Here is a 22,406-nt window from a genome sequence, read left to right as displayed (position 1 = left end):
AACCGGCCTTAAGCACCGGACCGGCTTGCAAGCCGTCTGCGGACGGCTAAAGTCGCGCCGGGATCTTCATGTTAGCCCGGCTGCATACGGGCTTCTCACCCTGGAGTGTGTCATGACCAAATCGAAACTGCTGCTGGCCGTCCTCGCGGCCTGTCTTCTCGCACCCGTCGCCGCTTGGGCGGCCGACGCGCTGCCCGACCTCGGCGGCAAGAAAGTTGTGGTGGTGACGGAAAACGCCTATCCGCCGCTGCAGTTCATCGATGCCAAGACGGGCAAGCAGATCGGCTGGGAATATGACGCGATGGACGAGATCGCCAAGCGGCTGAACTTCAAGGTCGAGTACCAGAACACCTCCTGGGACGCGATGATCCAGGCGGTTTCCGACAACCAGTACAACATCGGCATGACCGGCATCACCATCAAGGACGACCGCAAGGAGAAGGTCGACTTCTCCGATCCCTATATGCGTTCGGAGCAGTTCATGCTGGTGCGCGGCGATGAAAGCCGCTTCACCGACGCCAAGACCTTCGGCGCCTTCAAGGACGGGCTGATCGGCGCGCAGGCCGGCACCACGCCGTTCTACACCGCCGTCTACAGCGTGCTCGACGGCAATGAGCAGAACCCGCGCATCAAGCTGTTCGAAACCTTCGGCGCCACCGTGCAGGCGCTGAAATCCGGCGACGTCGATGTCGTGCTGACCGACGGCACGGCCGGCAAAGGCTATGTCGATGCTTCCGAGGGCAAGCTCAAGCTGGTCGGCGGCCCGCTCGGCACCGAGGATTTCGGCTTCATCTTCCCGAAGGGGTCCGATCTGGTGAAGCCGGTCAACGCCGCCATCGCCGCGCTCAAGGCCGACGGCACGCTGGATGCGCTGAACAAGAAGTGGTTTCTTGATTACAAGATGGGGCAGTAGGCCCGTCTTGGCGCAACGGCTTTCGCTAATTGCAAACGTGGATGAACCGGCGTGGTTGGCGAAGCTGCCAATCTCCCCCCTTGCGGGGGAGATGCCCGGCAGGGCAGAGGGGGGTGTGAAGGAACGCTTCCCTTTTGTGTTGGGGTCTTCCGAAGAGAATTCGGGCAAGGGTCGTGGATTTGAACCGTCGATAGGCCGGAGGGACAGCACCCCCCTCTGTCCTGCCGGACGTCTCCCCCGCAAGGGGGGAGATTGGCAGTTCATGCGACGGGGGCTGTTCACCGGCGTTGCCTGTTAATGGCCGCGCCCGCCTCTCCCAAATCCGACTTCCCCTGGTGGCTTGCCGCCGCGCTCGTGCTTGCCGTCGCGGCCGCGCTCTATATTGCCGCCAGCGACCTCTACGCCCAGGTGTTCGCCACCGTCGCCAAGGGCATCGGCGTCACCGTCTTTGTCACCGTGGTCGCTTTTGCGCTGGCCTCAGCCATCGGGCTCGGCATTGCCTTGATGGGATTGTCGGGATCCGGTTTGCTAAGGCAGATCGCCCGCTTCTATGTCGAGATCATTCGCGGCGTGCCGATCCTGGTGCTGTTGTTCTGGATCGCCTTTGCCGGCGCGCCGGCCTTCGTCGCGGCATGGAACGCGCTGACCGCACCGCTGCAGAGCGCCGGCTATCTTGGCGAGCTTTTGGTGCGCGACGTATCGCTGCTGTGGCGGGCCATCATGGCGCTGACCATCGGCTATTCCGCCTTCATCTCCGAGGTCTTTCGCGCCGGCATCCAGTCGGTCGAGAAAGGCCAGATCGAGGCAGCCAAGGCGCTCGGGCTTTCGCGCACGCAACGCTTCCGGCTGATCGTGTTTCCGCAGGCCATCCGCACCATCTTGCCGCCGCTCGGCAACGACTTCGTCGCCATGGTCAAGGATTCCTCGCTGGTCTCGGTGCTCGGCGTCGCCGACATCACCCAGATGGGCAAGATTTACGCCGCCGGCTCGTTCCGCTTCTTCGAGACCTATTCGATCGTCGCCTATATCTATCTCATCCTGACCGTCGGCCTGTCGCTGGCGCTCAGGGCGCTGGAGCAGCGGCTGCGTCGGCAGCACGGGGAATAGAAGTCCGGCGTGGACACGGCTACGATCGAGAAAAGATCGTTCCGGAGGACAAGCGATGATCGTCGACAAGGCCAATGCGGCGCTGGACTCGGTCTATTCGGCCGACACACCGGAAGGGCTGGCCAAGGCTTATGCCGACTGGGCAGCGACCTATGACAGCGAGACCGCCTCGCTCGGTTATCTGCTGCCGTTCCTAATCACCGCCTGGGTGGCGCGCCATGTGCCGGTGGGCGAAGGACCGCTGCTCGATGCCGGCTGCGGTACCGGCCTGTCGGGGCCGTCGCTGAAGGCGCTGGGTTACGGCAAGATCGCCGGGCTCGACCTCTCCGACGACATGCTCAAGATCGCCGGCAGCCGCAATGCCTACAGCGATTTGAAAAAGGCGATGCTCGGCGGCCCGCTGCCCTGGCCCGACGGCCATTTCCGTGCCTTCTTCTCGACGGGCGTGTTCACCATCAGCCATGCGCCCGCGTCCGGCCTGCACGAGCTTGTGCGCATCACCAGGAAAGGCGGCCACGCCATCTTCACCGTACGCGACCAGGTGTTTGAGAGCGGCGGGTTTCAGTCCGTGTTCGACGCGTTGGAGCAGGCGGGCAAATGGCGGCCGGTCGAGCAGAGCCCGTGGTTCCGCTGCTACGCCATCGCCGAGCCGGACGCGCTGGTGAAGACCTTCGTGTTCGAAATCCTGTAGCGCGGTGATGGCTGGTCTCCGGCATCCAAGCGCCAGTGGTCGGAACCATGTGCAAGTCAGTGCGTTCCGAAAGCGTGGGCTGCGCCCGGCGAAAGCGGCTACGGCGCGGCCCCCGTAATTCCTCACGAGAGGAGACGGTTAGAATGGCGTCCGTCCGTTATATCGTTGCCGACGTAGACAAGGCTGTGGAATTTTACCGGGACAATCTCGAATTCAAGGTCGAAATGCACAATCCTGGCAAGTTCGCTGCGCTGCTTCGCGACGACCTTACCCTGTATCTCAGTGCTCCAGGTGCGGGAAGCGGCGGTCAGGCCGGAGGCAATCCGAAGCCAGGCGGGTGGAACAGGTTCATGGTCGTAACCAGGGGGTTGGATGACCTGATCAACCAGCTGCGCGCGGCCGGCGTGACGTTCCGAGGGAACATCAGCGATGGCGGTGCGGGCCGGGCTATCCTGCTTGAAGATCCCTCGGGCAACGTCATTGAGCTGTTCGAATTCAAGACGGACAGACGGTAATCACCCCATTTCGTGAGCGAGGAACCAGGTTCCGCGAAGGCACGCAATTGCCGAAAACCCAAAACATTGGTATGAGCCACGCCATGGAAGAGCTTTTTGGCGATCCGGCCTACAAGGGGTTCGTGCTGCAGGACAGGAAACGCCTGCCGTCGCGCTTCTCCGCGCGCGTTTCCGGCGCGCTCACCAGCCGACTTAGCTAGGCCGCTTTCGCCGGGCCGAAGGCCTCCGGCGCGTCTGCCCTTCCCCTACTTCAAATCGACGGATTTACGCACATGAGCGAACCGCGCACCCTCTACGACAAGATATTCGACGACCATGTCGTCGATCGCCAGGACGACGGCACCTGCCTGCTCTACATCGACCGCCACCTCGTCCATGAAGTGACTAGCCCGCAGGCCTTCGAAGGCCTGCGCATGAGCGGCCGCAAAGTCCGGCATCCCGAAAAGACGCTGGCCGTGGTCGATCACAATGTCTCGACCTCGCCCGAGCGCAAGTTCGGCATCAAGAACGAGGAGAGCCGCATCCAGGTCGAGGCGCTGGCCAAGAATGCCAAGGATTTCGGTGTCGAGTATTATTCCGAAAACGATATCCGCCAGGGCATTGTCCACATCATCGGGCCGGAGCAGGGCTTTACGCTGCCGGGCATGACCATCGTCTGCGGCGACAGCCACACCTCGACGCACGGCGCTTTCGGCGCGCTGGCGCATGGCATCGGCACGTCCGAGGTCGAGCATGTGCTGGCAACGCAGACGCTGATCCAGCGCAAGGCCAAGAACATGCTGGTGCGTGTCGACGGCCAGCTTCCGGAAGGCGTAACCGCCAAGGACATCATCCTCGCCATCATCGGCGAGATCGGCACCGCCGGCGGCACCGGCTATGTCATCGAATATGCCGGCGAGGCGATCCGTGCACTGTCGATGGAAGGCCGCATGACGATCTGCAACATGTCGATCGAGGGCGGCGCCCGCGCCGGTCTGATCGCGGCCGACGAAACCACCTTCGCCTATGTCAAGGGCAAGCCGCGCGCGCCGAAAGGCGCTGCATGGGATGCGGCGCTCGAATACTGGAAGACGCTGCAATCCGACGAAGGCGCGCATTTCGACAAGGTGATCGTGCTCGACGCGGGCAAGCTGCCGCCGATCGTCTCCTGGGGCTCGTCGCCCGAGGACGTGGTTTCGGTGCAGGGCGTCGTTCCCAATCCGGAAGAGATCACGGACGAGAACAAGCGCACCTCAAAGATCCGCGCGCTCGACTATATGGGTCTGACGCCGGGCACAAAGATCACCGACATCACGCTCGACCGCGTCTTCATCGGCTCCTGCACCAATGGCCGCATCGAGGATCTGCGCGCCGTCGCCAAGGTGGTCGAAGGCAAGACGGTCAGTGCGCATGTCGACGCCATGATCGTGCCGGGCTCCGGCCTGGTCAAGGAACAGGCGGAAGCCGAGGGTCTCGACAAGATCTTCATCGCCGCTGGTTTCGACTGGCGCGAGCCGGGCTGTTCGATGTGCCTGGCCATGAACGACGATCGGCTGAAGCCGCATGAACGCTGCGCCTCGACCTCGAACCGCAATTTCGAGGGCCGGCAGGGCTTCAAGGGCCGCACCCATCTGGTGTCGCCGGCAATGGCGGCCGCGGCGGCGATCGCCGGGCATTTCGTCGACATCCGCGACTGGAAATAGTTTCCGGCGCGCAGCTCACAATCCATATCACGCCCCGGATCGCATCGCGGTTCCGGGGTCCTTTTTTCATCCGCTCCGCCCGCATATTCGCTCTGGCTTAACCGCTTGTTGGGGCTTGCGCCCTAAGGTCTTCCCTGACGTCAAGCGGGGAAGTCACCGTCCTTTGGACACCGGTCTGTTCATTGCGCTGCTCAATCCGACGATCGCGCTGGCGCTCGGCGCGGCGTTCCTCGTGCTGTGGTTCTATCAGCGTCACCGGCCCTATCTGGCGGTGCTCGGCGCGAGCTACTGCATGTCCGCGCCCGGCTTCCTGCTGCAGTATTTTACCCTGCCCGTCGGCATGGTGCTGACCAAGCTTGTCTCCAACCTCTGCTTCACTTTCGCCGCCTGCTGCCTCGTCGGCGCAATCATCTCGCGCTATGGCAGGCGCGTGCCCTATGTCGCGATCGGCATTCTGGCCGGCGGCGGGCTGGCCGCGTTCTGCTGGTATCTGTTCGTGGAGCCGGACCTCACCTGGCGCATCCTGGCCATCAATTTCGGTTTTGGCGGCCTCAGCCTGCTGGTCGCCGCCGAGCTGCGCGCCGTGCGCAACAACGGCCCGACCGAAAAAATCCTGTTCGTGCTGTCGTTGCTGTCGGGGCTGAACTTCATCGGCCGGACGCTGCTCGTCGTCATCTCGCACGGGCCTTTCACCAGCTATGACGGGTTCTACGGCTCGTCCTACTGGACGACTGCGCTGCTGACGCATGCGCTGCTGTCGCTGCTGATCGCGCTCTGCCTGTTCTCGGCCGCCGCACTCGATGTGATGAAGGCGCTGAAGACCGAGACGCATACGGACCCGCTGTCCGGGTTGTTCAACCGCAGGGGTTTTGAGGAGCGCGCCTTGCTGGTGCTGCAACACTGCGCCGCCGCCAAGGTGCCGGTCGCACTGGTGCTGGCCGATCTCGATCACTTCAAGCAGCTCAACGACCGGTACGGACATGCCGCGGGCGACCAGGTGATCGCCGACTTCGCCGCCAAGCTTCGTGCCGCCGCCGGCACGCGCGCCGTTGCCGGGCGCATCGGCGGCGAGGAGTTCGCCGTGCTCTTGTCGCTGAGCGATCTTGCCACGGCGCGGCTGTTTGCCGAGGCCGTGCGCACGCACTATTCGGCTGGCAGCGTCGACGGGTTGCCGCCGGGCACCAAGGTGACCGCGAGCTTCGGCGTCGCGGCGCGCACCGGCGACGAAGGGCTGGAGCCGCTGATGCGACGCGCCGACGAGGCGCTCTACAAGGCCAAGAAGAACGGCCGCGACAGCGTGCGGCTGTCATACGAGCGAGCCGAAACGGTGTTCATTCCCGATACCGGCGGTCTCGGCTGATAAGTATCGCTTGCGCGGCCAATGGGACGCGCGTCGCTTCATGCAAGCTGGCGTTAACGTCTTTTTCGCCCGTCGATGGTTTGCTGTTGGCCAAAGCGCGAAAGAGGTCGGGCGCGAAAAGGGGCCATGAGCAGCGCAGACTTCCTTCTGGTCATCAACATGTGCGTTGCCGGCCTGCTGGCCGCGGCGTTCATGACGATCGCCGTTCACGGCGTCGGACGTGCGGCGGCGCGCTGGCTGGCGTTGGGCTATGTCCTGGGCATAGTCTATTGTGTCATCGAGATCAGCATTCCGGCCTTCGCCAATGCGCGGCCACCAGTTGTCGCCGCCTTTGCTGTTTTCCTCGGCGCCACCATTGCTTTCAATGGCGGGCTCGCCCGCAAATACGGTGTGACGCCGCCCTGGGCGGCGATGCTGGTCTTCCTGGTCGTCGCCACTGTCGCCGTCTATTTCGTGCAGGACCTGCCGCGGCAATCGCTTGCCCGCATGATGGCCTACCAGCTTCCCTATGCCGCCATGCAATTCGTTGGGTTGGCCATCGTCTGGTCGTCCAGGCAAAGACGCGGATGGCTAGACATCACGCTGATGGCCGTTCTGGCCGCCAGTGCGGTGCAGTTCGCTTCAAAGCCATTTATTGCCGGAGCTCTGGGCGGCTGGGGTGCCAATCCGCAGTCCTATCTGCAGAGCAGCTACGCCTTGGTCTCGCAGTCGCTGGGAACCGTGTTCGCGCTGGCGCTGGCACTTTTGATGTTGGCCGTGCTGGTTCGCGACGTGCTGGCCGAGGCGACGTCCAGGTCGGAAACCGACATGCTCTCACAGTTGCTCAACCGCGGCGGCTTCGAGCGCCATGCCAAGCTGGCGCTGCGCGACGCCGTGCGCCAAGGTGTTCCGGTGGCCCTGGTCATTGCCGACCTCGATCATTTCAAGGGCATCAACGACAGTTTTGGCCATGCATCCGGCGACCGCGTCATCGAGACCTTTGCGGGGTTCCTGCGCGATGCGGCGGCCGACCATCATGTCGCCGGCCGCATCGGCGGCGAGGAGTTCGCCATCATCCTGCCGGGCACCAATCTTGCCGCTGCAAGGCTGTTCGCGGAGGGCACGCGCAGCGCCTTCGGCGCCTTGCCGATCGAGAGCCTGCCGGCGGACCACCGCTGCAGCGCCAGCTTCGGCGTCGCCGAACTTCATGCGGGAGAATATTTCTCCGACCTTTTGCGGCGCGCCGACGATGCTCTCTACCTAGCCAAGGGCTCAGGCCGCAACTGCGTCCGAGTCTCGACCGGGCTAACCGTTGTGCGGCAGCCGGCGACAAAGGTCGGCCAAACCGATTGATCTAGCGGCAAGGGCTGAGGTTGGGCATCTCGCCGTCGGAGAGACCGTACATATAGGAGCGGCCCTTCACGAACACCGGGGGCTGATAGCAGCCACGTCTGGAGACGTGGTCTGCCTCATTTTCATAAAGGACTTCGGGTTCTGCTTCCGGCTGGCCGGCGCTGGTGTAGTCGGACAATTTCCTGGCCAGTTTGCCTTTGCCGACGATGATGCGCTTGTAGCCGGCGGCGCTGTCGATGACGAGATTGCCGAAGGAATCGGCGTAGACGCGGTCATGATGGCGCGACCAGGCCATTGCCGGAGCGGCGAAGCCGAGACTGGCTGCCGCCAGCACAAGCGCCGCAAGGCGTGCTCTTCCTGAATTCGAAAGCATGGTGTCCTCTCTGCTTTGGACCCGTTCGGAATCGGAAATTAACCTTTTATTAACCTTTGTTAAGAGGGCAGATGCATCCAGCGGCGATCTCTTGTCAAACATGGTTAATATCCGACAGGATGGAAAACCCTGATGTCATCTTTCGGCCATGCTTGGCCGCACCATCGGCCAGCGACGCACGCAATTGCGCTGACGCCGGGTGAGCTTGATCTTGGCGGAACATCGCGGCTAGTTTGCCGCGCAGGAGGACATCATATGGCGTTACGCCGGACGTTCGGGTGACGCTTTTGTCGATCCCCTTGCTGACTGCCGCAGCCTGTGTGCCGCAGAACAACGCGCCGAAGGCCGCAAGCGCTGGAACTCCCGCCGTCTTGATGGCGCCCGGCGCGCCTGTGACCGCTGCCCCCATCGCTGTCGAAACGGCCGCGCCGCAACCGCGCACCGCGACCTACAATTGCGCCGGCGGCGGCAGGATCACCATCGAGAATCTCGGCACGTCTCTCCACGTGCTCAGCCCCGACGGTACCGCTGAAGACCTGCCGGCCTCGCCTGCCAACCAGAACAGCCGGTATGGCGCGGCCCATGACGCAATCGTGATCGACGGACGCGAGGCGCTGGTGATGAAAGGCGGGAAGACGCCGGTGACCTGCAAGCGGTAGTTGGGTGTAATGATGTTTGGGGAGGCCGGCCTGCGAACAGCAGCGCCCTGCGCTTTCCGGACCCAAGAGTGCGCTACGCTCCGGTTCCCGGACGCCATGCTTTCTCGACTCGGCCTGACCTAAATCTCAACCCACCCAAGGTGCCCAGAGCCGAATGATTTTTTCGCACTGCAGCGAACGGTCCGCCGGCTTTCGGCCATGGCCTAATCGATTGAAGCAATCGACAGCCTTTTTGTCAGACTAAATGACGTTTCCAAAACGATTTTCTGGCTTTGACGCGGTGCAAAAAGAGCATTAGAAACCGGCTGTCTGAAGTCATAATATCGAGGCGGTAAATGCCGTTTTCCACCGCGGCTCCGGACATCGAACTGGGGCAGCCATGAGCAAATCACCAGCCACCCGAACCGCCAGACGTGAACGGCCGCTCTCGCCACACCTGACGATCTACCGTCCGCCAATCACCATGACGATGTCGATCATTCATCGCATCACCGGCGGCGCGCTGTATTTCGGCACGCTGCTGGTCGCCGCGTGGCTGATGGCGGCGGCGAGTTCGCAAGGCGCCTTCGATTGGGTCAACTGGGCCTTCGGCACCTGGCTCGGCCGGCTTATCCTGTTCGGCTACACCTGGGCCTTGATGCACCACATGCTGGGCGGCGTGCGCCACCTCGTCTGGGACACCGGCGCCGGGCTGGAGAAGCACACGGCATCGAAGATCGCCTGGGTGACGCTCGCCGGCTCGGTTGCGCTCACGCTGCTGATCTGGGTCGCCGGCTATATGGCGCGGGGAGCCTTGTGATGAGCGGCACGAACAACAACGACATGCGCACGCCACTGGCCAGGGTTCGGGGTCTTGGCTCGTCGCATGAAGGCACACAGCATTTCTGGCGCCAGCGGCTGACGGCGCTCGCCAACATTCCGCTGACGCTGTTCTTCGTCGGCTTCCTGATCGCGCTCAACGGCCACGGCTACGCTGAGGTACGCGCCGCACTCGCCAATCCATTCGTGGCGCTGGTGATGGTCCTTTTCCTCATTTCCGGGCTCTACCACATGCGGCTCGGCATGCAGGTGATCATCGAGGACTATGTGATCAGCGAGGGCCTGAAACTGCTGACGATCGCGCTCAGCACATTTTTCACAATAGCGGTCGGCGTCACCTCGATCTTCGCCCTGCTCAAGCTGGCATTTGGAGGCTGAGTTGGCCAAGGACGCAAAATCAGCCAACACGGCTTACACTTATATCGATCACAAATTCGATGTCGTGGTCGTCGGCGCCGGTGGCGCCGGCTTGCGCGCCACGCTCGGCATGGCCGAACAGGGCCTGCGCACCGCCTGCATCACCAAAGTGTTCCCGACGCGTTCGCATACGGTGGCCGCGCAAGGCGGCATTGCCGCGTCGCTTTCCAACATGGGGCCCGATTCCTGGCAGTGGCACATGTACGACACGGTCAAGGGCTCGGACTGGCTGGGCGATGTCGACGCCATGGAATATCTGGTGCGCGAAGCGCCGGCAGCCGTCTACGAACTCGAGCATTACGGCGTGCCGTTCTCGCGCACCGAAGAGGGCAAGATTTATCAGCGGCCATTCGGCGGCCACATGATGAACTATGGCGACGGCCCGCCGGTGCAGCGCACCTGTGCCGCCGCCGACCGCACCGGCCACGCCATCCTGCACACGCTTTACGGCCAGTCGCTGAAGAACAACGCGCAGTTCTTCATCGAGTATTTTGCACTCGACCTGATCACGGAGCCGGACGGCACCTGCACCGGCGTCGTCGCCTGGAACCTCGACGACGGCACAATCCACCGCTTCTCCGCCAAGATGGTGGTGCTGGCGACCGGCGGCTACGGCCGCGCCTATTTCTCGGCCACGTCGGCGCACACCTGCACCGGCGACGGCGGCGGCATGGCCGCGCGCGCCGGCTTCCCGCTGCAGGACATGGAGTTCGTGCAGTTCCATCCGACAGGCATCTACGGCGCCGGCTGCCTGATCACCGAGGGCGCGCGCGGCGAGGGCGGCTATCTCGTCAATTCCGAAGGCGAGCGCTTCATGGAGCGCTACGCGCCATCGGCCAAGGACCTGGCTTCGCGCGACGTTGTTTCGCGCTGCATGACGCTGGAAATTCGCGAGGGTCGCGGCGTCGGCAAGAAGAAGGACCACATCTTCCTGCATCTCGATCATCTCGATCCGGCGGTGCTGCATGAACGGCTGCCGGGCATTTCGGAATCGGCCAAGATCTTCGCCGGCGTCGACCTGACCAAGGAGCCGATCCCGGTGCTGCCGACGGTGCACTACAATATGGGTGGCGTGCCGACCAATTACTGGGGCGAGGTGCTGAACCCGACGGCCGAAAATCCCGACCGTGTGTCGCCCGGCCTGATGGCGGTGGGCGAGGCCGGCTGCGCCTCGGTGCACGGCGCCAACCGGCTGGGCTCCAACTCGCTGATCGATCTCGTGGTGTTCGGCCGTGCGGCGGCGATCCGTGCCGGCCAGGTCATCGATCGCAATTCGGCGATCCCTTCGCCCAACGAAGCCTCGGTCGAAAAGATCATGGACCGCTTCGACCGGCTGCGCCACGCCAATGGCTCGACGCCGACCGCGGTGCTGCGCGAAAAGATGCAGAAGGCGATGCAGGAAGACGCCGCCGTGTTCCGCACCCAGGAATCGCTGGAGAATGGCTGCAAGCGCATTTCGGAAATCTGGACCGAACTGAACGACATAAAGGTATTCGACCGCTCGATGATCTGGAACTCCGACCTAGTCGAGACGCTGGAGCTGGAAAATTTGATGGCCAACGCCATCACCACGGTCTACGGCGCCGAAGCGCGCAAGGAGAGCCGCGGCGCGCACGCGCGGGAAGACTTCTCGGCCCGCGACGACGAGCTCTGGCGCAAGCACACGCTGGCGCGGCTCAGCGAAGACGGCAAGGTGACGCTGAGCTACCGCCCGGTGCACACCGAGCCGCTGCTGGCGGAAAAGGACGGCGGCATCAATTTGGCCAAGATTGCACCCAAGGCCAGGGTATACTGACCATGGCGCTGGCGGCCTCAGGATATTCAGGCACGCCGCTTCCGGCCAAGCTTGGCCTGAAGGACGGGATGGTCGCGGCGTTCATCGCGTTGCCCGACGATCTCAACGGTCTCGTGGAAGCCGTCGCCTTCGCTCAAGTCGACCAACTGGGCGACTGGTCGGCGATTTCGGGAACGACCCTGAAATACGACGCCGTGCACGCCTTCGCTCGTCAGCGCGCCGAGATCGAGGATCGTCTCGGCGATGTCGAGGCGGCGATCAAGCGCAACGGCATGGTCTGGGTGTCGTGGCCGAAGAAGGCATCGAAAGTGCCGACCGACGTCACCGAAGGTGTCGTCCGCGCCGAGGCACTGAAGCGCGACCTGGTCGACGTCAAGGTTGCTGCCGTCAACGAAATCTGGTCCGGGCTGAAGCTCGTCATCCGAAAGGACCTGCGGTAATGGTCGAACTCACGCTTCCCAAGAACTCGAAAGTGCAGCCGGGCAAAACCTGGCCGAAGCCGGAGGGCGCCACCAACCTGCGCGAATATCGCATCTACCGCTGGTCGCCGGACGATGACGAGAACCCGCGTATCGACACCTATTTCGTCGACATGGACGATTGCGGGCCGATGGTGCTCGACGCGCTGCTCTGGATCAAGAACAAGATCGACCCGACGCTGACCTTGCGCCGCTCCTGCCGCGAGGGCATTTGCGGCTCCTGCGCCATGAACATCGACGGCTCCAACACGCTCGCCTGCACCAAGGGCTGCGACGACATTTCCGGCGCCGTCAAAGTCTATCCGCTGCCGCATATGCAGGTGGTCAAGGATCTGGTGCCCGACCTCACCAATTTCTACGCCCAGCACGCCTCGATCCAGCCCTGGCTGAAGACCGTGTCACCGGAGCCGGCCAAGGAATGGCTGCAGAGCCATGAGGAGCGCGAGAAGCTCGACGGGCTCTACGAGTGCATCTTGTGCGCCTGCTGCTCGACCTCGTGCCCGAGCTATTGGTGGAACGGCGACCGCTATCTAGGCCCGGCGACGCTGCTGCAGGCCTATCGCTGGCTGATCGACAGCCGTGATGAGGCCAAGGGCGAGCGGCTCGACAATCTCGAAGACCCGTTCCGGCTCTATCGCTGCCACACCATCATGAACTGCGCGCAGACCTGTCCGAAGGGGCTGAACCCGGCCAAGGCGATTGCGGAAATCAAGAAGATGATGGTGGAGAGAAGGGTTTAACAAAGGCCGCTGCCGATGAAATCATCATCGATAGTGATCCTTCACACTCCCCTCTGTCCTACCGGACATCTCCCCCGCAAGGGGGGAGATTGGCTGTTTTTCCCGCTTTCTTTAATCTTCAACCTTGCAAGAATGGACGAACGGCGCTGAAGCTGCCGATCTCCCCCCTTGCGGGGGAGATGGCCGGCAGGCCAGAGGGGGGTGCTGTCCCTCCAGCTTCAAAGGATAGCCAACCCAATGAGCGAAGACCTACCCATCCTCAATCCCATCGAAGCCCGGGTGCTCGGCTGCCTGATCGAGAAGAAGGAGCTGACGCCGGATGTCTATCCACTGACGCTGAACGCAGCGCTTGCCGCTGCCAATCAGAAGACGGCGCGCGAGCCTGTCATGGCGCTGGAGCAGACTGAGGTGCACCGGGCGCTCAAGCTGCTTGAGCAGAAGGGGCTGGTGCGGCAGATGTTCGGCTCGCGCGTCGAGCGCTATGAGCACCAGATGGCGCAGCGCTTCTCGCTGACCACGCCGCAGACGGCCTTGCTCGGTTTACTCCTGTTGCGCGGACCGCAGACCGCGCATGAGCTCCTGGCGCGGGGCGAGCGTATGGCGCGGTTCCCGTCGATCGAAGACCTGCGCGGTGAGCTGGACATGCTGATCGGCCGCCGGCCGCCGCTCGTCCAGGAAATCCCGCGCGGACCAGGCCAGCGCGAGGACCGCTACGTGCATCTTCTCGCTGGACCGGTTGACGTCGCAGCCCTTTCGGCCCAGCGGAGTGCGCCGGCCCTGCCTCACTCCGACCTGGAGGCGAGATTGGAGGCGCTGGAGCAGGAAGTCGCGGCACTGCGCGCCAAGCTTGATGCGCTGGGCGGTTAAGGTCGCCAGCGATTCCGGATGTAGCCGCGCGGTGGGGCTGTTGTCCCTAATGAAAACGCCGGCTTCGGGCCGGCGTTTCACATCAGGCAAGTCTACTCACCCCAATTTCGCGTCCAGCGACACATTGATGGCGCCGAGCGCCTTCGACACCGGGCATCCGGCCTTGGCCTTCTCGGCCAATTCCTGGAACTTCGCCGCGTCGATGCCCGGTACCTTGCCGACCACCGTGAGGGCACTGCCGGTGATCCCCGTGCCCGGAACCAGCGTGACCACCGCCTTGGCGTCGAGTTCGGTGGCGGGTGTGCCGTTCTCGGCCAGGAAGTGGGAGAACTGCATGGCGAAGCAACCGGCATGCGCAGCAGCGATCAACTCTTCGGGATTGGTGCCGGATTTGCCGCTTTCGTCCTCGAAGCGCGCCTTGAACGAATAGGGCGTGCCCTTCAGGGTGCCGCTCTGTGTGTCGAGCGTGCCTTTGCCCTCTTTCAGATTGCCTTGCCAGACGGCGTTTGCGGTGCGGTCCATGAAGTCCTCCTTGATTGCAGCGATAGCGCCGGCCGGGCGGCGTTCCTCCCAACTATAGCGCGGGCGCGGGCGAAGACCACCGCGCTGTTTGCGCGCGCATGGCGATCCAACGACGTGGCCAAAATTATTTTTCAAAAAATCTGCGTGCAAAAATGTCGACTTGTCGTGGCGCCGACCGTCCTGCGGGCGGCCACGGATTTCGTGGCGGATGGAGATTCAAGATGAACAACCTGTTTTCCGCCCATTGGAACTGCACCGGCAAAAGCCCTTGGCTGCAAGAGATCGACTGTCCGCGACCTTCCGGCTTCGGCCGGCTGCTCGCGGCAATTGTCGTCATCGGCATTGCGGTCATCCTTCTCGATCATGCGGCTGCTGGCAACGGCGCAAATGATACCGTGATCACCTATGGTTCATCGCAGCAAGGGAGCTGGAAATGAAATATGTCTGTCTGGTCTACGGCGAGGAAAAGGACCTCCATGCCATGACGCCGCACCGTCTGGCCAAGCTCGACGCCGATTCGATGGCCTATGACCGGTCGTTGGACCAGCAAGGCAAGCTGATCATCGCGCAGGCGCTGCAATCGGCCAAAACGTCGAAGGCCGTCCGGCGGCGCCAGGGCAAGCGGCTAATCACCGACGGTCCCTTCGCCGAAACCAAGGAGCAATTGCTTGGTTTCGTCATGATCGAGGCGGATGATCTCGAGGAAGCGTTGGAGATCGCCGGCGAGATTCCGCTTGCCGAAATCGGCACCATCGAGGTCAGGGCGATTTACGACGTGCCGGGGTCATAGCAGTCTGCGCATCGGCAGCTTCAGACAGAGCGGCGGATCATGTCCGCCGCCTTCTCGGCGATCATCACCACCGGCGAAGCAGTGTTGCCGGAAACGATGCGCGGCATGATCGAGGCGTCGATGACGCGCAGGCCCTCGATACCGGTCACGCGCAAATCGGGACTGACGACGGCGCGGTCGTCCATGCCCATCCGGCAGGTGCCGACGGGATGGAAGATCGTAGTCGCGATCGAGCCGATCTGGTGCAGCAGATCGTCGTCGGACTGGTGCGCGAGACCGGGCAGGATTTCTTCCGGGTGAAAGGCTTCAAGTGCCTTGGCGGTCATGATGGAGCGCGCCTGGCGCACCGAGCGCAGCGCGATCTCGCGGTCGCGGACGGTGGAGAGATAGTTCAGCCGGATTTCCGGCTGCACGGCCAGCTCGCGCGCCGTCGCATGCACGGAGCCGACGCTGTCGGGCCGCAGATTGCAGACCGACATGGTGATCGCCGGGAACGGGTGCAGCGGGTCACCAAGCCTGTCGGTCGACAGAGGCTGGACGTGATATTCCAGGTCCGGCGTCGCCATCGACGGATCGGATTTCGAGAACATGCCGAATTGGCTCGGCGCCATCGACATCGGCCCCGACCGGGCAAAAGCATATTGCAGCGCGATTCGCGCCTTGCCGGTCAGGCTGTTGGCCAGCGTGTTGAGCGTCAGGGCCGATGACACTTTGTAGACGGTGCGGATCTGCAGATGGTCCTGCAGATTCTCGCCGACATCCGGACTGCCGTGGACGACATCGACGCCGAGTCCGGCGAGGCGATCCGGCTGGCCGACACCGGAAAGCTCGAGCAGTTTTGGGGTGTTGATCGAGCCGGCGGTCAGCAGCACCTCGCTTCCGGCCTTTGCCTCGATGGTTTCACCGCCTACGCGGTAGCGGACGCCTGTCGCGCGCTTGCCGTCGAACAGCACCTTTTCGACATGGGCGTTGACGACCAGGCGAAGGTTGGGCCGCCGCAGCGCCGGGCGCAGGAAAGCCTTGGCGGTGTTCCAGCGCACGCCCTTGCTCTGGTTCACCTCGAAGAAGCCGGAGCCCTCATTGTCGCCGTCATTGAAGTCTTCGCGCGGCATGATGCCGAATTCCTTGGCCGCCTCCTGCACCGTGTTGAGGATCGGCCAGGACAGGCGTTGCCGCGCCACTTTCCATTCGCCGCCGGAACCATGCAGCTTGGTCTTGCCGCCATGGTGGTCCTCGGATTTGAGGAAATAAGGCAGCACGTCGTCCCAGCCCCAGCCGACATTGCCCATCTGCCGCCAGCCATCATAGTCCGCCGCCTGTCCCCGCATGTAGATCATGCCGTTGACCGAGGTGCAGCCGCCCAGCACCTTGCCGCGGGGATAGACCAGCGAGCGGCCGTTCAGGCCGGCTTCGGGTGCTGTCTTCATCATCCAGTCGGTGCGCGGATTGCCGATGCAGTAGAGATAGCCGACAGGGATATGGACCCAATGGTAATTGTCGCTGCCTCCGGCCTCGAGCAGCAGCACACGTGTGCCCGAATCCCCGCTCAGGCGATTGGCCAGCACGCAGCCGGCGGTGCCTGCACCGACGATGATGTAGTCGTAGTCGCCTTGGAGCCGTTGGGTCATTGCGGTGTTCTACTCGGTCCTGCGGCCTGTTCGGCCCAGAACGATCGCAGCGTATCGGCGAGGCCGCAATAGGCGCGATAACGCCTGTTGTAGTGTTCTTGCATCGCCGGGTCCGGACGATAGGCGGCGCGAGACCTGGGATCTCAGTGTGTCGACGCTTGAAAGAAACACCTCTGTTTTCTTCACCGGATGCAATTCTTGCGTGTTGAAGCAACGCCGCAGTTCTCTTATCGTCGCCGGAATTTCCGGGGGAATTCGATATGCCTTTCCTGATTGCTATTCTCGGCGTGCTGGGAGCGGCGGCGTTCTGGTGGTACCGCATGAAGGCCATGAACGACGCCGCGCGCGAGGTGGCCGACGTCGTCGGGCGCGTCCAGGGCAACATAAGGCGCAAGAAGCTGCGCAAGCAGGCGGCTCTGTCGCCGCTGACGGCGATCGACGACCCGGTGGTGGCGGCGGCAACGCTGATCACCGCCATGGCTGCGGAGCATGGCCCGATCCTGCCGAAGCGCGAAACGATCATCCGCGAGGTGATTTCGCAGATTGCGGACAACCAGAAAAAGACCGACGAAGCCGTTGTCTACGCCAAATGGGCCTCGGACCAGATCGACGACACGACAATAGTCATCGACAAGCTGGCGCCGTTCCTGCGCGAACGCCTCGATCCGCACGAGCGAGAGGATCTGTTGCAGATGCTGAACCGCGTCGCGCAAGGCGGCGAGCAGAGCTTCAAGGTTGCCGACCAGCGGATGCTGAGGCTGAGGCAAAAGCTGGGGTTTGAAGTGAATTGAGGGTGTTGCGACACTTGGAGCAGCGAATTCGGCTTCAGGTTATTTCCAAGCGTTGCGCTGCCCCTCACCTGCCTGTCCTCCTCAGCGGTTGCGGAAGGGGCTCTTCCTCTGCCCCGTCGATCGGGGGAGAGGTGTCGAGCGAAGCTCGACGGAGTGGGGGTCGACCCTCAGGGACAAGGCGGAATGATGCTTGCGCCTACTGCCCTTTCTATGTCCGTTTGCGGCGATTGCAGGTGGTTCCCCCACTCCGTCTCGGCTTCGCCGAGCCACCTCTCCCCCCTCCGGAGGGAGAGGAAAGGAGCCTAGCTGGGGCGGCGCTGACCTCAACGATACCGAGGCCCAATCCGCTAGATCGCCTCGCCCTTGAGCAGCCGCGGCGTGTCACCGGACAGGCCGGACGCCTGGCGGATGAAAAACTCTTTCAACCTGGGCATGCGTTCGACCAGGCCGAGGCCGATGTCGCGGACCTGGCGCAGTGGGCCGATGTCGTTGGAAAACAGCCGGTTCAGCACATCGGTGGTGACGCCCATCTGCACGGTGTCGAAGCGGCGCCATTGCTGGTAGCGCTCGAGTACGTCGAGCGCGCCGATGTCCTGTCCCAGGCGATCTGCTTCGACCACCACTTCGGCAAGCGCCGCCACATCCTTGAAGCCGAGATTGAGGCCCTGGCCGGCGATCGGATGGATGCCGTGGGCGGCGTCGCCGGCAAGGGCGATGCGCGGGGCGACAAAGGCGCGCGCTATGGTAAGGCCGAGTGGCCAGGCGCGCGGCTTGTCGGTAACGCGGATATCGCCGAGCTTGAGGCCGAAGCGCAGCTCTAGCTCATGCTCGAAGACGAGATCGTCGCCCGAAACCAGTTTCTCGGCATCCTCGGAACGTTCGACCCAGACCAACGACGAGCGGTTGGTGCCGTCCTCGGTGGGCTTCAGCGGCAAAGTGGCAAACGGGCCGGCGGGCAGGAAATGCTCCTCGGCGCGGCCATTGTGCGGCCGTTCATGCGCCACGGTGCAAACGATGCCGGACTGGCCATACTCCCATTTCACCGTCTTGATGCCGGCCATGTCGCGCAATTTGGAATTGACACCGTCGGCGGCGACCAGCAGCCGCACCTTCAGCTTGGCGCCGTCGGCCAGATGCACGGTGACGCCGGCGCCATTGCTGTCGAACGATGCGACCGCGACACCCTCGATGATATCGATGCCGAGCTTTTGCGCGCGGCGGCGCAAGGCGCCGTTCAGATCCCGGTTGGCGACCATGTGCGCGAACGGTTCGCCCGGCGCGACCTCGCCGTCAAAGGTGAGGAACACCGGACGCACCGGGTCGGCGGTGCGCGAATCGGTGACGATCATCTCGGTTATGGCCTGCGATTGACCGACGATTTCCTGCCAGACGCCGAGCTGGTCGAGCATACGGCAGGCGGCAGCGGCAATCGCCGAGGCGCGGCCATCCTTCTGCCAGACGCCAGCGGGGGCTGCATCGACGACGGCAACTCCCAGGTTCGGCCGCGCCTGTTTCAGCGACACGGCGGCGGCGAGGCCGACATAGCCGGCGCCGGCGACCAGCACATCAAGCGAGGTTTTTGCGTCCGTCTTGCGGTCTGCCATGTCAATTCCTTTCGAGGTCTCGGCCGTCCTCGCCGCGCTGGGACATTCCGGCCTTGACTGCCCGCCATTCCTGTCGGAAACCGCCATAGCATCTTAGTGCGGTTCTGCGTTTCATGGAATCGCAAACCCGCTCTAAGTCTTTGTTTTCGCAATTCCGGACGGAAAACCGCTCACACTTTTCCTGGAATTGCTCTAAGGCGAGGTCACGAAACATGACAGCGGCCATGGACGAGCTTCTCAGCATTCTCGACCTCGAGCAGCTGGAACACAATCTGTACCGTGGTCGCAGCCCCAAGGTCGACTGGCAGCGCGTCTTCGGCGGCCAGACCATCGCCCAGGCGCTGGTCGCCGCGCAGCGCACGGTCGAGCCCGAGCGTCATGTGCATTCGCTGCATGGCTATTTCATGCGGCCGGGCGACACCAAGGTGCCGATTGTCTACGAGGTCGACCGCATCCGCGATGGCGGCTCCTTCACCACGCGGCGTGTGGTGGCGATCCAGCACGGCCAGGCGATCTTTTCGCTCGAAGCCTCGTTCCAGCAGGACGAGGTCGGACTGGAACACCAGCTGCCGATGCCGCGCGACGTGCCGGCGCCCGACAGCCTGCTGTCGCAGCGCGAATTGCTGGGAAAATTCGGCGAAGCGGTGCCGGACGGCATCAAGCGCTACTGGGAACGCGACCGGCCGATCGAGATGAAGCCGGTGATGGTGAAGCATTACACCAGCCGCGAAAAGCTGGAGCCGCAGCAGAACATCTGGATCCGCACCACCGGCCCGGTGCCGGCCGACCGCGGCATTCAGGCGGCGGTGCTTGCCTACCTCTCCGACATGACGCTGCTCGACACCTCTACCTTCGCCCATGGCCGCGCCATTTTCGACCGCGACATCCAGGCGGCGAGCCTCGACCACGCCATGTGGTTCCACCGCAGCCATCCCCTCGATGACTGGATCCTGTACACGCAGGACAGTCCGTCGACGCAAGGGTCGCGCGGCTTCACCCGCGGCTCGCTGTTTGCCCGTGATGGCACACTGATCGCCTCGGTTGCCCAGGAAGGCCTCATCCGCCTGAAGCGTCCGCCTGCCGAATAGGCATTTTCAAAAAATTGCCTATTTTTTAATCAGTGACCGTCCAGTGACAGTGCGCGCCGTACTGCCGTGGCCTAGGCAATCCGTTTGTTTACAACGAGTTAACACCCTGCTTCGGCAACTGGCACGGAGCTTGAATCCTGTTGGGCACTCTCCGGGCTCTTTGGGATCGGTGAAGGTGTGCAAACGCGGGGGACCGCAACAGCAAAGGGTGAAACCTTATGAAAATCGTGATGGCAATCATCAAGCCGTTCAAGCTCGACGAGGTACGCGAAGCGCTCACCGCCGTCGGCATCCAGGGCCTGACCGTCACCGAAGTCAAAGGCTACGGGCGTCAGAAGGGACATACGGAAATCTATCGCGGGGCGGAATACGCGGTCAGTTTCCTGCCGAAAATCAAGATCGAAGTCGCGGTCAGCACCGACCTGGTCGACAAGGCCGTCGAAGCCATCACCGCGGCGGCCAAGACCGGCCAGATCGGCGACGGCAAGATTTTCGTCTTCGGCATCGATCAGGCGGTGCGCATCCGTACCGGCGAAACAGACACCGACGCGCTTTGAGCGGCGAACACGTATTCCAATGGAGAGTTCAATGAATATTCCTTCCACCTTGAAGACGACGGGACGCGCGGCCGCACTCGGCTCGCTCGCTCTCGCAGCATGGGGCAGCGTCGCCGCCTTCGCGCAGGAAGCAGCCCCGGCGGCCGCGGCTGCCGCCCCGGCGGCGCCGGCGCCCGTGCTCGACACCGGCAACACCGCCTGGATGCTGACCTCGACGGCGCTGGTGCTGATGATGACCATTCCCGGCCTGGCGCTGTTCTACGGCGGAATGGTGCGCAAGAAGAACGTGCTCGCCACCATCATGCAGAGCTTTGCCATCACCTGCCTGGTGACGATCCTGTGGTTCATGTTCGGCTATTCGCTGGCCTTCTCCACAAATGATTCCGCCAGCATGAACAGCTTTATCGGCGGCGCCTCGAAGTTCTTCCACCATGGCATCACCACCTCGTCGCTGTGGTTGCCCGGCGTGGCGAACATTCCCGAGTTCGTCTTCTCGATGTTCCAGATGACCTTCGCCATCATCACGCCGGCGCTGATCGCCGGCGCGTTTGCCGAACGGATGAAATTCTCGGCACTGCTCATCTTTATGGCGTTGTGGCTGCTGGTCGTCTACGTGCCGGTCGCGCATTGGGTCTGGGGTGGCGGCTTCCTCGGCACGGCTGGCGTTCTCGACTTCGCCGGCGGCACGGTCGTCCACATCAATGCCGGTGTGGCGGGCCTGGTCTGCGCCCTGGTTCTCGGCAAGCGCGAAGGTTACGGCACCGCCAACATGGCGCCGCACAACCTGGTCTATTCGGTGATCGGCGCTTCGCTGCTGTGGGTCGGCTGGTTCGGCTTCAACGCCGGTTCGGAACTGGCGGCTGACGGCCTTGCCGGTGCTGCCATGCTCAACACCCAGGTTGCCACCGCCGCCGCGGCGCTGGCCTGGATGTTTGCCGAATGGATCGTTGCCAAGAAGCCTTCCGTGCTCGGCATCATCTCGGGTGCGGTTGCCGGCCTCGTCGCGGTGACGCCGGCTTCCGGCTTCGTCAACCCGACCGGCGCCTTCATCGTCGGCATCGTCGCCGGCGTGCTCTGCTACATCTCGGCAGTCAAGGTGAAGCACATGTTCGGCTATGACGACTCGCTCGACGCCTTCGGCGTGCATGGCATCGGCGGCATCATCGGTGCGCTGCTCACCGGCGTGCTCGCCGATCCGGCGATCAACAGCCTGTCGTCGGGCGCATCGCTCGGCAAGCAGGTCTACGGCGTTGCCGTCACCATCATATGGACGGCGATCGCCACCCTCGTGATCCTCTACATCGTCAAGGCGCTGGTCGGCCTGCGGCCCAGCACCCAGGAAGAGGTCGAGGGCCTCGACATCAGCCAACATGGCGAGGTGGTTCCGTAAGGCCACTTGCCAACGGGACCGGCGGAACCTCCTCCCGCCGGTCCCGCATTGATATAGGAGAATCCCGTCGTGACGCTCCCGAAAAGGGCTCACGCTTTGAGGCCCGGGTCATTCCGGGCCTCTTTTTTGGCAAAGCATTCCTTCGAGCCACGATTCCGCGCAATCACGTTCGTGGCCAGTGCCCGCCATTTCCGTCAGCATCTCCCGCACGGGAGATGCAAGCGCCGCACCGGTGTGACACCTCGTGGAAGATTGCGGGATTCGCGATTTCACACAAACAGGACGTG

General features: G+C 63.2%; 24 protein-coding genes. 20 read left to right on the top strand and 4 right to left on the bottom strand.

Annotation, left to right across the window (positions count from 1 at the left end; genetic code table 11):
* Positions 1–112: 112 nt before the first annotated feature.
* From ACWTU9_RS27435 to ACWTU9_RS27405, 7 genes are all read left to right on the top strand, one after another.
* Positions 113–913, top strand: coding sequence for a transporter substrate-binding domain-containing protein (locus ACWTU9_RS27435; protein WP_455861051.1), 801 nt, complete (start codon positions 113–115; stop codon positions 911–913).
* Positions 914–1,210: 297 nt separating this feature from the next.
* On the top strand, positions 1,211–2,020 hold the full coding sequence (locus ACWTU9_RS27430; protein WP_455861050.1) for an amino acid ABC transporter permease: 810 nt from the start codon (positions 1,211–1,213) through the stop codon (positions 2,018–2,020).
* 55 nt (positions 2,021–2,075) lie between these two features.
* Positions 2,076–2,711, top strand: coding sequence for a class I SAM-dependent DNA methyltransferase (locus ACWTU9_RS27425; RefSeq protein ID WP_455861049.1), 636 nt, complete (start codon positions 2,076–2,078; stop codon positions 2,709–2,711).
* Between the two features lie 143 nt (positions 2,712–2,854).
* Entirely contained in the window at positions 2,855–3,226 is a 372-nt protein-coding gene (locus ACWTU9_RS27420) for a VOC family protein (RefSeq protein ID WP_455861048.1), read from the top strand.
* A 272-nt stretch (positions 3,227–3,498) separates the two neighbouring features.
* Positions 3,499–4,908 (top strand): 3-isopropylmalate dehydratase large subunit, encoded by a 1,410-nt coding sequence (gene leuC, locus ACWTU9_RS27415; RefSeq protein WP_455861047.1) that lies wholly within the window; start codon positions 3,499–3,501, stop codon positions 4,906–4,908.
* Positions 4,909–5,071: 163 nt separating this feature from the next.
* Positions 5,072–6,268, top strand: a complete 1,197-nt coding sequence (locus ACWTU9_RS27410; protein ID WP_455861046.1) for a GGDEF domain-containing protein — start codon at positions 5,072–5,074, stop codon at positions 6,266–6,268.
* Between the two features lie 126 nt (positions 6,269–6,394).
* Positions 6,395–7,600, top strand: a complete 1,206-nt coding sequence (locus ACWTU9_RS27405) for a diguanylate cyclase (protein WP_455861045.1) — start codon at positions 6,395–6,397, stop codon at positions 7,598–7,600.
* A gap of 1 nt (position 7,601) precedes the next feature.
* Here the strand turns inward: ACWTU9_RS27405 and ACWTU9_RS27400 are convergent, their stop codons facing one another.
* Positions 7,602–7,973: a hypothetical protein gene (locus ACWTU9_RS27400; RefSeq protein WP_455861044.1), complete on the bottom strand. Its 372-nt coding sequence runs from the start codon at positions 7,971–7,973 to the stop codon at positions 7,602–7,604.
* A gap of 278 nt (positions 7,974–8,251) precedes the next feature.
* On the opposite strand from ACWTU9_RS27400, the gene ACWTU9_RS27395 reads away from it, so the two are divergent.
* The 7 genes from ACWTU9_RS27395 to ACWTU9_RS27365 all read left to right on the top strand — a co-directional run bounded on the left by ACWTU9_RS27395 (position 8,252) and on the right by ACWTU9_RS27365 (position 13,749).
* The gene (locus ACWTU9_RS27395) at positions 8,252–8,632 is read left to right on the top strand and encodes a hypothetical protein (protein WP_455861043.1); all 381 of its coding nucleotides are present in this window, start codon (positions 8,252–8,254) and stop codon (positions 8,630–8,632) included.
* Positions 8,633–9,011: 379 nt separating this feature from the next.
* The gene (sdhC, locus tag ACWTU9_RS27390; protein WP_455861042.1) at positions 9,012–9,431 is read left to right on the top strand and encodes a succinate dehydrogenase, cytochrome b556 subunit; all 420 of its coding nucleotides are present in this window, start codon (positions 9,012–9,014) and stop codon (positions 9,429–9,431) included.
* Entirely contained in the window at positions 9,431–9,829 is a 399-nt protein-coding gene (gene sdhD / locus ACWTU9_RS27385) for a succinate dehydrogenase, hydrophobic membrane anchor protein (protein WP_455861041.1), read from the top strand. Before sdhC ends, sdhD begins: the two co-directional genes overlap by 1 nt.
* 1 nt (position 9,830) lies before the next feature.
* On the top strand, positions 9,831–11,663 hold the full coding sequence (gene sdhA, locus ACWTU9_RS27380; protein ID WP_455861040.1) for a succinate dehydrogenase flavoprotein subunit: 1,833 nt from the start codon (positions 9,831–9,833) through the stop codon (positions 11,661–11,663).
* Between the two features lie 2 nt (positions 11,664–11,665).
* Positions 11,666–12,103: a DUF3052 family protein gene (locus ACWTU9_RS27375; protein WP_455861039.1), complete on the top strand. Its 438-nt coding sequence runs from the start codon at positions 11,666–11,668 to the stop codon at positions 12,101–12,103.
* Positions 12,103–12,882: a succinate dehydrogenase iron-sulfur subunit gene (locus ACWTU9_RS27370; RefSeq protein ID WP_455861038.1), complete on the top strand. Its 780-nt coding sequence runs from the start codon at positions 12,103–12,105 to the stop codon at positions 12,880–12,882. The genes ACWTU9_RS27375 and ACWTU9_RS27370 overlap by 1 nt, the downstream gene beginning before the upstream one ends.
* Before the next feature lie 237 nt (positions 12,883–13,119).
* Positions 13,120–13,749, top strand: a complete 630-nt coding sequence (locus tag ACWTU9_RS27365) for a YceH family protein (protein WP_455861037.1) — start codon at positions 13,120–13,122, stop codon at positions 13,747–13,749.
* Positions 13,750–13,845: 96 nt separating this feature from the next.
* Here ACWTU9_RS27365 and ACWTU9_RS27360 read toward each other — a convergent pair whose 3' ends face one another.
* The gene (locus tag ACWTU9_RS27360) at positions 13,846–14,271 is read right to left on the bottom strand and encodes an OsmC family protein (RefSeq protein ID WP_455861036.1); all 426 of its coding nucleotides are present in this window, start codon (positions 14,269–14,271) and stop codon (positions 13,846–13,848) included.
* 221 nt (positions 14,272–14,492) lie between these two features.
* Here ACWTU9_RS27360 and ACWTU9_RS27355 point away from each other — a divergent pair, with 221 nt between their 5' ends.
* Together ACWTU9_RS27355 and ACWTU9_RS27350 are read left to right on the top strand one after the other, a co-directional pair.
* On the top strand, positions 14,493–14,708 hold the full coding sequence (locus ACWTU9_RS27355) for a hypothetical protein (protein WP_455861035.1): 216 nt from the start codon (positions 14,493–14,495) through the stop codon (positions 14,706–14,708).
* Positions 14,705–15,061, top strand: a complete 357-nt coding sequence (locus ACWTU9_RS27350; RefSeq protein ID WP_455861034.1) for a YciI family protein — start codon at positions 14,705–14,707, stop codon at positions 15,059–15,061. The genes ACWTU9_RS27355 and ACWTU9_RS27350 overlap by 4 nt, the downstream gene beginning before the upstream one ends.
* Positions 15,062–15,081: 20 nt before the next feature.
* On the opposite strand, the gene ACWTU9_RS27345 is transcribed toward ACWTU9_RS27350, so the two are convergent.
* Positions 15,082–16,689 carry a GMC family oxidoreductase gene (locus ACWTU9_RS27345; RefSeq protein WP_455861033.1) on the bottom strand — a complete coding sequence of 536 codons (1,608 nt, stop codon included), beginning with the start codon at positions 16,687–16,689 and terminating at the stop codon, positions 15,082–15,084.
* A 260-nt stretch (positions 16,690–16,949) separates the two neighbouring features.
* Here ACWTU9_RS27345 and ACWTU9_RS27340 point away from each other — a divergent pair, with 260 nt between their 5' ends.
* On the top strand, positions 16,950–17,480 hold the full coding sequence (locus ACWTU9_RS27340) for a hypothetical protein (protein WP_455861032.1): 531 nt from the start codon (positions 16,950–16,952) through the stop codon (positions 17,478–17,480).
* A 347-nt stretch (positions 17,481–17,827) separates the two neighbouring features.
* Here the strand turns inward: ACWTU9_RS27340 and ACWTU9_RS27335 are convergent, their stop codons facing one another.
* Complete coding sequence (locus tag ACWTU9_RS27335) at positions 17,828–19,084, bottom strand: ubiquinone biosynthesis hydroxylase (protein WP_455861031.1); 1,257 nt, start codon at positions 19,082–19,084, stop codon at positions 17,828–17,830.
* A 212-nt stretch (positions 19,085–19,296) separates the two neighbouring features.
* Between ACWTU9_RS27335 and tesB the strand changes: the two genes are divergently transcribed.
* The 3 genes from tesB (at position 19,297) to ACWTU9_RS27320 (ending at position 22,119) form a co-directional block, all read left to right on the top strand.
* Positions 19,297–20,172: an acyl-CoA thioesterase II gene (tesB, locus tag ACWTU9_RS27330; RefSeq protein WP_455861030.1), complete on the top strand. Its 876-nt coding sequence runs from the start codon at positions 19,297–19,299 to the stop codon at positions 20,170–20,172.
* A gap of 218 nt (positions 20,173–20,390) precedes the next feature.
* The gene (locus ACWTU9_RS27325) at positions 20,391–20,729 is read left to right on the top strand and encodes a P-II family nitrogen regulator (RefSeq protein WP_023670499.1); all 339 of its coding nucleotides are present in this window, start codon (positions 20,391–20,393) and stop codon (positions 20,727–20,729) included.
* A gap of 31 nt (positions 20,730–20,760) precedes the next feature.
* The gene (locus tag ACWTU9_RS27320) at positions 20,761–22,119 is read left to right on the top strand and encodes an ammonium transporter (protein ID WP_455861029.1); all 1,359 of its coding nucleotides are present in this window, start codon (positions 20,761–20,763) and stop codon (positions 22,117–22,119) included.
* Positions 22,120–22,406 lie beyond the last annotated feature (287 nt).

This window comes from Mesorhizobium sp. 128a (assembly GCF_053848025.1).
Note: the sequence above shows the minus strand (reverse complement) of the source record. Positions and strands in the feature narration are given on the sequence as shown.